The following is a 13,527-nucleotide window of genomic DNA, read 5'->3' as shown; positions in this document are numbered from 1 at the left end:
ATATAATGAATAAAGGGAATATCCCCCTAAATCATAGCATATTATTTGTAACCTGTATTTCCTAAAAAACACTATGGAAAAGCGCGTATTGGGTATTCTTTTTTCCTTATTAGGGGCACTGGGATTAATACTGGCGGCCGTACAGTTCATGAACGGGTCGGGCGGCGTCAGGAATATCAAGGCTATCGCCATTTATTCCATCCTGGGGCTCATCTTCTTTTTTGCCGGTATTGGCCTGATCAAGAATACGAAGGACAGGCCTTCTTAAACCACCATGAGACTACAGCCGCGGATGTCGCTGGCATCTACCCTGCCCCAGACTTCAAATGAACCATCGGGGTAAACTGTGCCTACATCGTCGGTGGCGATGAAAGCACAGCTGAAGATGTTGGCAAGGTCGATGACATTGATGATGCCTTTGCCCTGCAGGGAGACAACTAACGGATCTTCTTCATCCCTGACCAGTATTTTCATCCATGGGGGGCAGACGAAGCGTCCTTCTCCCAGGGAATAGCCCTGGCTGAGGAGTTCGGTCATACCGTATTCGGAGTGAATGGCGGAGACGCCCAGTTGCTGTTGCAGGTATGCATGGAGTTCGTAGCGGGTTAGTTCGGCGCGGCGGCCTTTCATGCCACCTGTTTCCATTATGACGGTGTGCCCGAGCTGCATGGGATAAGCTGCTGCAAAATCGAGCAGGCCGAATGTTACGCCTATGAGCAGTGTTTTTTGCTTACGGGCTTCGAGGGACAGCAAGGTTTGATGAAGCTGGGCGTGATCGTAGAGATAGAAGCCATTTTCGGGGCGGCCGGAGCGTTCCATGAACCTGTTGACCATATGTACCAGGGAGGAGTTCTGACGTTCGAGGTAGGCTGGCAAGAGGCCTATGATACACCAATCGGCGATGGGGCCATAAAGCCTTTCGAAGGCTGTGATGCAGCTTTTCTCATAGACAGACAGGTCTTTTACCAGGTGGCGGCTGTTGACGGTTTGGGTTGTACCGCTGCTTTCGAAGACGATTTCAGGTGTAAACGAGCCTGTAATTACTTCCTGTGTTTTAAAGAAAGACACCGGAAGGAAGGGGATGCCGGCAAGGCCTGCGGCCGTGGGATCGGGCTTTTGGAGCAGCTGGCACCATTGCTGATAGGGTTTATTGTGCTGGTATTGAAATGCAGCCAGCGACAAGGCAGCGGCGTCGAAAGCCAGGGTATCTTCAAAAAGTTTGTTAACAAACAATGAAGGGAGTAATCCGGGATACGTTGTTTTGTTTAAATTTGACATGAAAGCAGACAAAATGAAAGCAAAATTATTGATAGTTGCGGTAATATTGATAGGAGTAGGAGTTGCTGCCTGTAAAAAAGATCAGTTTACGACGAAACCCCAGATCAAGCTGAAGAGTGTGAACACTGACAGGGTATCGCAAAACCAGGTATTGAACATCGTTTTAGACGTTACCGATAAGGAAGGCGATATACAGGACACTTTATTTATGGAGCGTGTCCGTTATTCCTGTGAACCTTCGAACGAGATCACCAAGTATAAAATAGCCGATTTCCCTTCCCAGGGCAGCCTGAAGGCTGAGATAGACATTACTTTCTACAATGGTCTTGATAATCCCAATTACAATGCCTTTATCAGTAATTTCTGCGCTTCCGTCAGCGGGGAAAAAACAGACAGCGGCTATTACAAGATATGGGTGCAGGATAGGGCCCGGAACGTTAGCGATACCGTTAAGACGGGCATTATTGTCATAGAATAAAGCATTTTCTTTTGTGGAAGCGTTTCACTGACCTGCTTCTTTTCGGCAACTATTTTTATGGTTGCTGTGCTGTTGCGCTTGCTATAGAGACCAATCTCCAGCTTGGACTTACCCTGAATCATCCGGCGTTTTACATCGCCTTATTCTGCGGATCGGTGGTTTACTACACCTATGCGTATATAAATGAGCATTATGTTGACGTGCAAAATGCCCGTGCGCTGTGGTATTACCATCATGCCCACTTTATACGTGGTTCGCAATGGACATTGGGGATTACCGGGGTTGTTTGTACGGCCTATCTCCTATTTAGGTATGGGTCAGCACTGGTGCATTTACCTGTTGGTTACTGGGGGCTGGTTTTCCTATTTCCTGTTGTTGCTGCCCTGTATTATGACATTCCGCTATTCCGGCCGCTGCGGCTGAACCTGCGCCGTACAGGCTGGATGAAACCCTTTGTAATAGGCTTTGTATGGACGGGGGCAGTTGCGATATACCCGCTTATATGGCATGCTGCGGAAGCGGGGTTATGGAAGATATCCCCGTATCATATCGCCTGGTTTTCGCTGAAGAACTGGATGTTCATTACGGTACTTTGTATCATGTTCGATATTAAGGATTACGCGTCGGACTCGAACAAGCAGCTTAAGACCTTTGTTGTTCGCGTGGGGTTACGGAAGACGCTTTTCTTTATCATTATACCGCTTACTGTTCTGGGGTTATTCAGTTTCTTTTGTTTTGCGGCGCTGAATCATTTCCCGGCAGGGCGAATTGTAGCCAACACTATTCCTTTTGTGTGGATGGTATGGGTGGGCTGGTCGTTACACGAGCGTAAAAATATTCTGTATTATCTTGCGGTCATTGACGGGCTTATGATGGTAAAGGCTATTTGCGGTATCATAGGCATAACACTTATTAAAATATAAAATTATATGGCAAAAGAAAAAAAGGCGAAAGAGAAAGGTGTGCTGACCGAATCGTCATTAGAATTCTTCCGGAACTATATCAATAATGCTTCTCCTGTTGGTTTTGAGAGCAGCGGGCAGAAGTTATGGCTGGACTATCTTCAACCTTATGTTGATACTTATTTTACCGATCCTTATGGTACGGCAGTAGGCGTCATTAACCCGCAGGAGAAATTCAAGGTGGTGATAGAGGGGCATGCGGATGAGATCAGCTGGTTTGTGAACTACATCAATGACCAGGGGCTTATTTATCTTAAGCGTAATGGCGGTGTAGACCACCAGATAGCTCCCAGCAAGCGTGTGCTGATACATGGCAAGAAGGGTGCTGTAAAGGCTGTTTTTGGCTGGCCTGCCATTCATACACGTTTGAGCAACAACGACAATAAAGAGCCCCAGCCCAAGGTGGAAAACCTGTTCCTGGATTGCGGTGCGCGCAGCAAGAAAGAAGTGGAGGCTTTGGGTATTCATATTGGTGCCGTGGTTACGTATGATGAAGGGTTTGAGGAGCTGGCGTATGATTATTATGTTGGCCGTGCCATGGATAACCGTGCGGGAGGTTTTATGATCGCCGAGGTTGCCCGTTTATTAAAAGAGAATAAGAAGAAGCTACCTTTTGCTTTATACATTGTAAATGCGGTACAGGAGGAGATTGGTTTACGTGGCGCAGAGATGATTGCACGCCGTATTAAACCTGATGTAGCGATCATCACCGACGTAACGCATGACACGCATACCCCTATGGTGAATAAGATTGTAGAAGGCGATGTATTGTGCGGCCGTGGTCCTTCGCTGGCCTATGGTCCTGCGGTGCATAACAAGTTGTTAGACCTGGTTCAGGAAGTAGCTGAAGAGAAAGAAATTCCTGTGCAGCTGCGTACTGTAAGCCGCAGTACCGGTACGGATACCGATAGTTTTGCTTATGCGAATGATGGTTGTCCTTCTGTGCTGATATCGCTGCCGTTACGTTATATGCATACGACTGTTGAGATGATACATAAGAATGATATTGAGCATACCATCAAGCTGATGTACGAGACGTTGCTGAAGCTGACGCCCAAGACCAACCTGAGTTATTTTTAGGGATATAGGCGACAGGATTTAATTGTTGTCATTTTCTGTTTCAGATCATTTATTGTTCATTGATTTTTTTATAAAGTGCCGGCGGTTCTTATTGAATCGCCGGTTTTGTTTTTGGGGAGGTCGGAAGCGGATCTGAGGACGATTTTTGGGAGCGATTGCATTACCAGGAGCTTAAAGACGGGTGAAGATGGGTGGATATTATTAAAAGGGGTTTAAAGGAGCGGGATGGGGTTATAAATGACACTTAAAATGGGTTGGAAGGTTAATGGATGATGGGGTAAATGGATAGTTTTAATGTGTTAAAGTATACTACTATGACCCAGTTAACAACATCTGTAATCCGAAAACGCATCCTTATTGTGGAGGATGATGCGGATGAATGCAGTCTTATGCGGGAGCATCTGGACGGGCATTTTGAGATAGCAGGGTTTGCTCCAAATTACGATGGTTTATTAAGGCTTTTACAGCCAGGGCAATTACCGCAGCTGATATTGGTTAATTTAAGTTTACCAAGGAAGAATGGCCTGGAGATATTACATGAATTAAAACACAACAAGCTTTACCAGGAGATACCTGTTATTCTTATTTCCGTTTCTTTTTCTGAATACACGATCAATAAGGCTATGGAAATGGGGGCAAGCGCCTGCATAGAAAAACCGATGGTATTTAGTGATTACCACCGGTTTTCCGCTGCGATCTATGATCTTATACAGGGGGCTGTTATCTAAAATGCCGATAACTGCTCCAATACTTTCTTTATCAGGTTTTCTACTGCTGCTGCTCCATCTTTTGTAAACTGCTTTGTGACCCTGTTTGCTACGATGGCATTCAGGCTCAGGCAATGATGTCCCAATAGTTTACCCAGTCCGTATATAGCGCTGGTTTCCATTTCAAAATTCGATATTCTAAAAGGCCCGTACTGGAATTCGGTGAGCCTGTTAATGAGTTCGGGGTTGGTAAGACCGAGGCGTAATACCCTGCCTTGCGGTCCGTAGAAGCCCGGGCAGGTAACGGTAATACCCTGGTGGAAGCCTGTGACGAAGTGCTTTAACAGAGATGCGCTGGCCTGTGTAATATAAGGTTGCGCAAACTGGCTATCGAGTTGTGTATGGGTAACGAATTCTTTTATGATCAGTTTTTCTTCGTCGTTGTTTTCGTGGCGGTAATAGTTGAGCAGGTTATCGATACCGAGGCCATGAGTGCCGGCGACGCAGGCATCAACGGGGATATCGGCCTTGAGGGAACCGCTGGTGCCTACCCTGAGGATCTGGAGGGAGGCGAGTTCAGGTTTTATGGTGCGGGAAGTGAAATCGATGTTTACGAGGGCGTCGAGTTCGTTCAATACGATATCGATATTATCGGGGCCGATGCCTGTAGACACGACTGTTATCCTTTTATTCCCGAGGCGTCCTGTATGGGAGATGAATTCGCGGTGTTGCCTTTTGACTTCTATTTCATCGAAATATTTGCTGATGGCGGCTACGCGGTCGGGATCACCTACGGTGATAACGGTGGGTGCGAGTTCTTCGGGACGCAGGTCGAGGTGGTAGATGGCACCCCTGCTATTGATAATGAGTTCGCTTTCGGGAATAATATTCATGCTTATATGATAACGGGTTAGTAAAGGGCAAAAATAGAGAATAGATGGTAGAAATTGAGTTGGGAGCGTTTAAGCGGTGGTAAAATCGCGTTTATTGTTATTTGGGTTCCAGTTGTTGGAGGCGTTTTTTGACCTGTTCGAGTTCGGCAGATTGCTGATCCATTCGCTTGTTTTGCTGGATAATGTAGAGGGTGAGTTCTTCGATTTTCTTTAGAAGGATGGCCTGGTTGTCGCCGAGGTCGAGGCCGTTTGATTTTACTTCAGTGGCGGAGGGGACTTCGGGGAGGTGTTTGTTTTGTTGGATGAAGGTTTCGATTTGGGGGAGGGATGGGAGTTGGTAGGAGGAGTCGAAGACATAGTCGGGCCAGCCGGTTTGGGTGACTTTTATCTTTCTTGTTTTAACATTACCATTTACGTCGAGATTTCTCTGATCTGCCGTAGTGCCAACAAACATATTTCCGTAAAGGAGTAAATTGGACTGCGCAGTTAATTCCATTTTTGTTTGAGTATTGTTACTATTAGCCCATATGAAGCCCCCATTATGGAAATAAGCCATATTATTTCCATCAGAATAGATATCTCCAGATGGCAATATCAGTGTACCGTTGACAAATGCATTACCATTCACTTCCAGCTTTTGAGATGGAGAGTTTGTGCCTATGCCAACGTTACCTCCATTAATATAGGAATTGCCGGTATTAGCCGGGAAATAAACGCTGTTGCCCAGTTGGGTGCCGCCGGTAAAATCGCCATCATAGTTAAGAACGAGTTTATTATCGAATCCATGCACTATGGCCCTTCCTCCTGAGCCACGTTCTATCATCCGGAACGATACATCACCAAGACCGTTATAGATAAAGCTGCCACTGTTATTAACAGAAGAAAAACCTCCCCAATATCCTAATGAAAGGCGCGATCCACGTGCATTAGTAAAATTGAATCCGCGTTCGGTTGAGTTGTTTACGAAATTCACTCCGTCGTCGTTTAGGCCTACGGTCAGGACGTAACCTGATGAATTGGTGCCTGTTGCCAACATGATATCCTGGTATCCGTTGACTATATGAAGTGGGGCCTGGGGAGTGGTAGTTCCGATACCTGCATTTCCGGTAGAAGGAAATGTATTCTGAGCGAAGATGCTTCCGAAAAACAATACCATAATAAACAGAGATACTACCCTGCAGATAGCTTTATTTAAAGCAGAAGATGGCAGAAGACAAGTGACAGATTGTGTTAATTCAGTTGATGTGAACCGGAGTAGATGTATCATATTAAGCGTTTAGATTAAAGTAATAAAGTAAAGTAGAAAGTATTACCTGAGTAAAGCCGCTGGCCAGAAATACCGAAGGACGCGGCGGCTTAAAGAAAGTTTAATTGTATCCAGTTCTTACTTACCTGGTCTCCAACTTTTGTAAACGTCCTTCGATTTGTTCCATCTGTTTTTTTTGCAGGATGAGTTGTGTATTTTGTTGGTTTATCTGCTTGTTTTGCTGGTCGATTTGTTTGTTTTGTTGGATGATGTAGAGAGTGAGTTCCTCTATTTTCTTTAATAGGATGGCCTGGTTGTCGCCGAGGTCGAGGCCGTTGGTTTTTACTTCGGTGGCGGAGGGGACTTCGGGGAGGTGTTTGTTTTGGTGGATGAAGGTTTCGATTTGGGGGAGGGATGGGAGTTGGTAGGAGGAGTCGAAGACGTAGTCGGGCCAGCCGGTTTGGGTGACTTTGACTTTCATAGAGGTAATGGTTCCTTTTACAGCAAGTTCGCTTTGGGGACGGATGGTACCAATTCCAACTCTGCCAGAGAAAGGTCCAAATAATCCAATGAACATGCTTGTATTGGCGCCACCATTGTCCTGGAAGTAAAAGCCATTGTCACCATTATTTAGTGACCTGTATGCGCCGTTGCTAGCATCCTGGTAAAACCCCTGTTCAATACCTGATCCTATTTTGGCAATACCAAACCTTCCTGTTCCATTTACATCCATTTTATATGCAGGGTTCATTGTACCAACTCCCACATTTCCGTTGTCCGAAATTGTAAATTTATTTTCGCATAATCCCGAACCACAGCCGGCATTATCATATGCCCAGAATTGAAGACTATTATTATACGATCCTCCCATATTAAAGATCCTCCAGGTACTAGCTGCTCCTGCTTCAGTTTTTCCCGGATTTACGAGAGTAATGCGGCCACCTCCACCACCCAGATCATCTATGCTACTTATCAACTCTCCATGAGCAATTGCCGAACCATTTATATCCAATTTATAGGCAGGAGTAGTGGTACCTAGACCTACATTACCAGTTCCGTCTTCAATTGTTAATTTGGGCGTTAAAGTTCCATTTGAATTAGTGTAGAATTTCAGTCCGCCTCTATCCTGAAAATGGCCGTTAGAGACAAAAGACTGAATACTGGCTATCGGGATATTAAAGCCTGAAAGGAAGTCTATTGAATTGTAAATAGCATCTCCTCCTGTATTATTCGGGTTACTATTAAATGTGGAGTTAAGTATGATTGGCTTGCTGGTTATGTTTCCCTGTGATGTTACCTCCTGCAACGTTGGAGTTTGGGAGAAAGCATAATTGCAAATAAGAGTTGTTACAGCCAGCAGGCTAATTGTTTTTTTCATAGAAAAGAGTTTAGGTTTATAATGCTGCAATGTAAGAAAGCGCAGGGATTACTTAAAAATAAAAGCCGCAGGTTGGCACTTGCGGCTTTGAACATATGTTAATGGCATCTAGTTTTATAGCCTGGATTCCAATTCAGCTAATCTTCTTTTTACCTGATTCATTTCTTCGGTCTGGCGGATGATTTGAGCATTCTGCTGAGCGACTTGTTTGTTTTGCTGGATGATCTGGGTATTTTGGTCGTTTATTTGTTTGTTCTGCTGGATGATGTACAGGGTTAGTTCTTCTATTTTTTTTAATAGTATGGCCTGGTTGTCGCCGAGGTCGAGGCCGTTGGTTTTTACTTCGGTGGCGGGGGGGACTTCGGGGAGGTGTTTATTGGCTTTTATGAAGGTTTCAACATGAGTTAGTGACGGGAGTTGGTAGGAGGAGTCGAAGACGTAGTCGGGCCAAGCCTCCTGAGTTATCTTTATTTTGCGGGCGCCGATTGTACCATCTACTGCAAGCTTATAGGAAGAAGCTTCTGTTCCAATACCAATATTTCCATTCTCTTCTATTTTCATACGCTCATGGCCATTAGTTCTGAAGCTCAAACGTGCGCCATTTTCTGCATCAAGCCTGACATCACTTCCTGCAATGAATTGAAGGTAACCAGTGCGTACAGTATTGGTGCTATTCCAGCCACTAATAAAAGCTCCATTATGACTCATGTGAAATCCTTCAGCATTACTTGTGCCCGAGACAAAGCCAGCGTGTGCAACTGTTTGTCCGGCGGAAATAATTCCCCCCAGGAATTCAGCGTTGCCGTCGTCCCATAATTTCAAAGCAGGCATTCCTTCTTTATTATCAGCTCTGTAACGCCAGAATTGAAGAGCATTGCCATACCACCCTCCGGTCATATTATATATTGCCCAAGTAGCAGCATCAGAGCCAGATTTCGAATTATTATCGAGAAATAGCGCTCCTCCCTCAGCTGTAGACAAAACAGATCGTATATTACCTGAAAACCTAGCATCTCCGTTTACATCCAGCTTATGTGCAGGAGATATTGTTCCTATACCTACATTACCATCCATGGTAATCCTCATATGCTCGGTCCATGAACCTGTTTCAGCCAGGCCGTTGAAGAACTGGATTCCCGCGGCAGAGCCCTGGATGATGTGACTATTGAGTGTAGCCGAGCTGTCTTCCAGTTGTATTGCTGCCCCCTTCCCCACTCCTATATTGGTTCCGTATCGGCGTATAAGCAAGTCTGCGCCAGTATAAGAAGCATCGTTTCCAGAAATATGAAGTTTGACATTTCCGGAGGGACCAGAGATATTGATCTTCTCTGTATGCAGCTGCGTTTGAGAAAAGGTTGCCAAAGAGATAAAACAGACAGGCAAGGCCAAATAAAATCTTTTCATGGTTTAGGTGTTGTTTATTAAATGATTTTGCAATGTATGTATTGTTCAAAAAAAAGCCGCAGGTATGGCCTGCGGCTTAGAATATTATTCGTCGATTTATTTTTTGGTCTCAAGTTGTTCGAGCCTTTTTTTCACAAGTTCCATTTCTTCGTTCTGGTGAGTGATTTGTATGCTCTGCTGAGAGATCTGTTTGTTTTGCTGGATGATGTAGAGGGTGAGTTCTTCTATTTTTTTTAATAGTATGGCCTGGTTGTCGCCGAGGTCGAGGCCGTTGGTTTTTACTTCGGTGGCGGTGGGGACTTCAGGGAGGTGTTTATTGGCTTTTATGAAGGTTTCAACATGAGTTAGTGACGGGAGTTGGTAGGAGGAATCGAAGACATAATCGGCCCAGTCGGTTTGGGTGACTTTTATTTTGCGGGTTTTGATGTTGCCGTTTACATCAAGACTTCTGGGGGAAGTTGATTGGCCGATGACCACGTTGCCGGAGATATTGCCGCCAGTAGACATAAAGCAATTATCAGGATTGAAATTCCCGGAATTCCATATGCGATGCCAGACGCTAAAGCTATTATCGAGCTTATACCTAAAAAACACCTCCGGCCCGTCATATTGAAATGACATTTGGGTCCATCTGTTCTCGTTTCCAATTGAGAGTATCCTGACATTGGGGCTACCGTTAGGAGCGTTAACCACTACGTCAGTTACACCATCGTACTCATATAATCCAGGTAACGTATAGGTATTTACATCAGCTCCTGTAAAAGCAAGGTTAGCTATCCTTGCCGGATTCAAATTTCCTGCGTGCCAAACCTGATGGCCTGACTGGCTAAGTGCTCCTGAAAAGTTCCCTGTACCATTGACGTCCAGCTTGTAAGCAGGAGACTGGTTACCTATGCCTACATTTCCTCCACCAGCGGCTATGGATATATTCTTATATGTGGATGTTGCGAAGTCGTATGCAAAGATGTCGCCACAGTCTTCGTTTACACCATATTGTAATCCTAGCGCCCTGCCTGACGGCAAACCGCTGGTTCTGACGTTATTAGTAACAAAAATAGTTTGATCTGTGGCTGCGCCTTGTGTAGTAACGCTTTTCAATGTTTCCTGAGAATATAAATCGTTTAAAATGGGAAAGAATGCCAGGAGGCCGATCGCTTTTTTCATAGTTAAGAGTTTAGGTTTTATAGGATTGCAATGTAAGAAAAGTGTAACGGTATCTTAAAAATAAAAGCCGCAGGTATGGCCTGCGGCTTAGAATATTATTCGTCGATTTATTTTTTTGTTTCAAGTTGTTCGAGTCTTTTTTTCACTTGTTCCATTTCTTTGTTCTGGCGAGTGATTTGTTCGCTCTGCTGAGAGATCTGTTTGTTCTGCTGGATGATGTAGAGGGTTAGTTCTTCTATCTTTTTGAGGAGAACTACCTGGTTGTCACCGAGGTCGAGGCCGTTGGTTTTTACTTCGGTGGCTGAGGGGACTTCGGGGAGGTGTTTGTTTTCGTTTATGAAGGATTCAACGTGGGCGAGTGACGGGAGTTGGTAAGAGGAATCGAAGACGTAGTCGGCCCATCCTGTCCGGGTAACTTTTACGCTCATCGAGGTAATGGTGCCTTTTACTGCGAGTGCGCTTTGAGGGTTGGCGGTGCCGATTCCTACATAGCCATTTTGATCGATACGCATTTTTTCAGTGCCATCTGATGTAGCAAAGGTTATATAGCCGCCCTTATCGGAAGATCCTCTGTAAAAGTTTATAGCACTATTCAGTGCGCCGTAAAAACTGTGTTCTATTGAAAATGATTTGCCATTGTACTCATTGTTTTGAGTACCCCAGGATCTTACTCCAAGAAAGGTTCCATCGGCGCGGGAATCACCTTCATATAGTCTTGCTAAAACGGTTCCCAAGGCGCCATTACTTACATATTTCGCCACATCGAGCACTGCCCTTGCTGTGTCTTTCCCGATGCTCAAGTTTCCTTTAAAAAACGATGGGGCTGTGCCTGCCGCATAGATCTGATAACCAGCGCCTGTATTAGTATTCGTTTGTATTGCCCTGAAGTTGGTTGCACCAACAAGTTGTGTATTTACGTTAATGCCCTGCACCGGGCCGGAGAAACCAGTTTGAGTAATTTTTCCACCTACCCTGAATTGGTTAACTGAAGCAGATGTGATATCCTGTGTGACGGTAATAGAATCATAAGAACCAACTCCATTCCAGTTAGTATTCGTGATATTAGTGCTACCAGCCGAAAAGATCCTTAAGGCATCGCTGGTAAAAGGAAAATTAGTTACAGTATTTGACTTTTGAATAGTCATACCATAACTCGGATTATAATAGGTTAAGCTATTACTCTTAATTGCCGTAGCAAATGTTTGCGTTGCAAAATAGGCAATATCATTAAATACCCATATGCTATCGACAGTTGTTCTTCCTCTAAAATAGTTGGGAGCTGTACCATTGGCCATGATCTGAATACCTTGTCCGTTAGCTACATTGGTTTCAATTGCCCTGAAATTGGTAATGTTGTTTAATACCGGATTCACATACAAGCCCCTGGTTATGCCGGAGAAGCCGTTAAGGTTTAAAACCGGGGCTAACTGAAGCTGGTTAAAACCAGATGTATTTACATTAGAGATCCATTTTAGCGTATCTACGAGTAACAATCCATCTTTCAAATATGAGTTTACATCGGTTTGCCCCTTTCTGATTACCATCATAGAGGGGGTAATTCCGGAAATATAAGGTTTATACCAAGTCCAGCTTGAAAACAAAGCAGGCGCTCCAATTGCGCCCAGCAAGGCGGAATTTATAGATACCGAGTTCTTGAATGTCCATGCACTATCGGCTGTAGTTCTGCCATTGATATAATTGGACCCGGTTCCCGTTATTGATATATTATTAGTTGTTGAGCTTCCCCTGTCGGTAACAGTTTGCAAGGTTTCCTGGGAGAAGCAGGCAAAAGTTGTAATAAGACATGCAGATAAAGTGAAAAGGATTCTTTTCATGGTTTAAGGGTTGTGGGTTTATGATAATGCAATGTAAGTATTGTTCGAAACAAAGCCTCTTTATCCATTCACCCCTTTTTTCTACGATTTGATAAAAAAAATCATTAGCACTATGCAGCACTTAAATTTTGTTTTACAGAAAATAGTACAATTGACGCGTAAACAAAAAACATGGCCAAACAAACAGGTCCCGTTATCTGGGAAAAAACCATAGATCCCGTCTCTTTTTACAAGAGATGCGGCGTTGGCTGTGTACGTATGAAAAGCAACCTCACCGCCGAACGCTGGCGTTCCGACCCCGTATTCGCAGGAAGCCGCAAAAGTGCCGCCCGTTTAGCGCTGGCAGCTAAACTCGCCAGTGCATTCTATCAAACCATTCCGGAACAGCACCGTAAATATTCCCACTACAAACAGCTGGTGGGCGTAGCCCAGCATATGCTCTGCAAAGGATATGATATACAGCAAGTGAATAAAGTCCTGCATTTCACCATTAGCCGCTACCTCCGCAAACTGGAGGCCGCAGACCCTAACAGGAAACCCATACGTTCTTCTTTCGCAGCAACACTTTCACTGAATACCAAACCGGTATTTACAAAGCTTGTGCTCCATCAGTTGGTAATGCCACAGTCGCCTAACATAACAGTTAGTCAATCTCCCTTCAGGTCGTGGCTTATAATACAACCACCCCGTGGCAGCCCAATGGCCACTGCCGGCTGTACTCAAAAAACAGAAACCCTGACAGCCAGCGCCTGCCACCTCTGTTGTGGCACTCCTGTAACAACCAGTCATTCTAATGGCAGGACTTGTTATGTCCATACCTGTCAAACAGGGCTACTTTACTCTTCAAAACAGCCCCCGAAACACCAAGAAAATACTCCCGGGAACAATTTTCTACCCTTTAACTTTTTGTAGCTACATAAAACAATCACATTCGCCCGTCTACGAAGAACTACGCTTTAAATACGAACCTTCAGTATACTCAAGAGCTTCTTCAAGCGAACACAGTACCTTCATTAGCTCTCAGGTTTCAAGGATCAATTTGATCCTAAATTTTATACGCCTCCACAGCTTTTGTACATGATCTCTCTCTTATTGCAACCGT

Annotated in this window: 13 protein-coding genes; 6 read left to right on the top strand and 7 right to left on the bottom strand. The window is 44.6% G+C overall.

Annotation, left to right across the window (positions count from 1 at the left end; translation table 11 throughout):
• Positions 1-73 precede the first annotated feature (73 nt).
• Positions 74-268 (top strand): hypothetical protein, encoded by a 195-nt coding sequence (locus ESB13_RS03890; protein ID WP_129001712.1) that lies wholly within the window; start codon positions 74-76, stop codon positions 266-268.
• Here the strand turns inward: ESB13_RS03890 and ESB13_RS03885 are convergent.
• On the bottom strand, positions 265-1,278 hold the full coding sequence (locus ESB13_RS03885; protein WP_129001711.1) for a long-chain-fatty-acid--protein ligase: 1,014 nt from the start codon (positions 1,276-1,278) through the stop codon (positions 265-267). The two genes, ESB13_RS03890 and ESB13_RS03885, sit on opposite strands and share 4 nt — an antisense overlap.
• On the opposite strand from ESB13_RS03885, the gene ESB13_RS03880 reads away from it, so the two are divergent.
• The 4 genes from ESB13_RS03880 to ESB13_RS03865 all read left to right on the top strand — a co-directional run bounded on the left by ESB13_RS03880 (position 1,277) and on the right by ESB13_RS03865 (position 4,526).
• Positions 1,277-1,756 (top strand): hypothetical protein, encoded by a 480-nt coding sequence (locus tag ESB13_RS03880; protein ID WP_129001710.1) that lies wholly within the window; start codon positions 1,277-1,279, stop codon positions 1,754-1,756. The two genes, ESB13_RS03885 and ESB13_RS03880, sit on opposite strands and share 2 nt — an antisense overlap.
• An 11-nt stretch (positions 1,757-1,767) precedes the next feature.
• Positions 1,768-2,679, top strand: coding sequence for a UbiA prenyltransferase family protein (locus ESB13_RS03875; RefSeq protein WP_129001709.1), 912 nt, complete (start codon positions 1,768-1,770; stop codon positions 2,677-2,679).
• Between the two features lie 6 nt (positions 2,680-2,685).
• Positions 2,686-3,798, top strand: a complete 1,113-nt coding sequence (locus ESB13_RS03870; protein ID WP_129001708.1) for a M42 family metallopeptidase — start codon at positions 2,686-2,688, stop codon at positions 3,796-3,798.
• A gap of 314 nt (positions 3,799-4,112) precedes the next feature.
• The gene (locus ESB13_RS03865; protein WP_164974086.1) at positions 4,113-4,526 is read left to right on the top strand and encodes a response regulator; all 414 of its coding nucleotides are present in this window, start codon (positions 4,113-4,115) and stop codon (positions 4,524-4,526) included.
• Here ESB13_RS03865 and ESB13_RS03860 read toward each other — a convergent pair.
• From ESB13_RS03860 to ESB13_RS03835, 6 genes are all read right to left on the bottom strand, one after another.
• Positions 4,523-5,398 carry a nucleoside phosphorylase gene (locus ESB13_RS03860; RefSeq protein ID WP_129001706.1) on the bottom strand — a complete coding sequence of 292 codons (876 nt, stop codon included), beginning with the start codon at positions 5,396-5,398 and terminating at the stop codon, positions 4,523-4,525. The two genes, ESB13_RS03865 and ESB13_RS03860, sit on opposite strands and share 4 nt — an antisense overlap.
• Positions 5,399-5,495: 97 nt before the next feature.
• Complete coding sequence (locus ESB13_RS03855; RefSeq protein WP_129001705.1) at positions 5,496-6,665, bottom strand: hypothetical protein; 1,170 nt, start codon at positions 6,663-6,665, stop codon at positions 5,496-5,498.
• 121 nt (positions 6,666-6,786) lie between these two features.
• A complete protein-coding gene (locus ESB13_RS03850) occupies positions 6,787-8,022 on the bottom strand; it encodes a hypothetical protein (RefSeq protein ID WP_129001704.1) in 1,236 nt (411 codons plus the stop codon).
• 114 nt (positions 8,023-8,136) lie between these two features.
• Positions 8,137-9,426, bottom strand: a complete 1,290-nt coding sequence (locus ESB13_RS03845; RefSeq protein WP_129001703.1) for a hypothetical protein — start codon at positions 9,424-9,426, stop codon at positions 8,137-8,139.
• Between the two features lie 96 nt (positions 9,427-9,522).
• Positions 9,523-10,590: a pyocin knob domain-containing protein gene (locus ESB13_RS03840; RefSeq protein WP_129001702.1), complete on the bottom strand. Its 1,068-nt coding sequence runs from the start codon at positions 10,588-10,590 to the stop codon at positions 9,523-9,525.
• Between the two features lie 107 nt (positions 10,591-10,697).
• A complete protein-coding gene (locus ESB13_RS03835; protein ID WP_129001701.1) occupies positions 10,698-12,425 on the bottom strand; it encodes a TMF family protein in 1,728 nt (575 codons plus the stop codon).
• A 171-nt stretch (positions 12,426-12,596) separates the two neighbouring features.
• Here ESB13_RS03835 and ESB13_RS03830 point away from each other — a divergent pair, with 171 nt between their 5' ends.
• Positions 12,597-13,337: a hypothetical protein gene (locus tag ESB13_RS03830; protein WP_129001700.1), complete on the top strand. Its 741-nt coding sequence runs from the start codon at positions 12,597-12,599 to the stop codon at positions 13,335-13,337.
• The last annotated feature ends 190 nt before the right edge of the window (positions 13,338-13,527 follow it).

The sequence above is a fragment of the Filimonas effusa genome (assembly GCF_004118675.1).
GTDB lineage: Bacteria > Bacteroidota > Bacteroidia > Chitinophagales > Chitinophagaceae > Filimonas > Filimonas effusa.
Note: the sequence above shows the minus strand (reverse complement) of the source record. Positions and strands in the feature narration are given on the sequence as shown.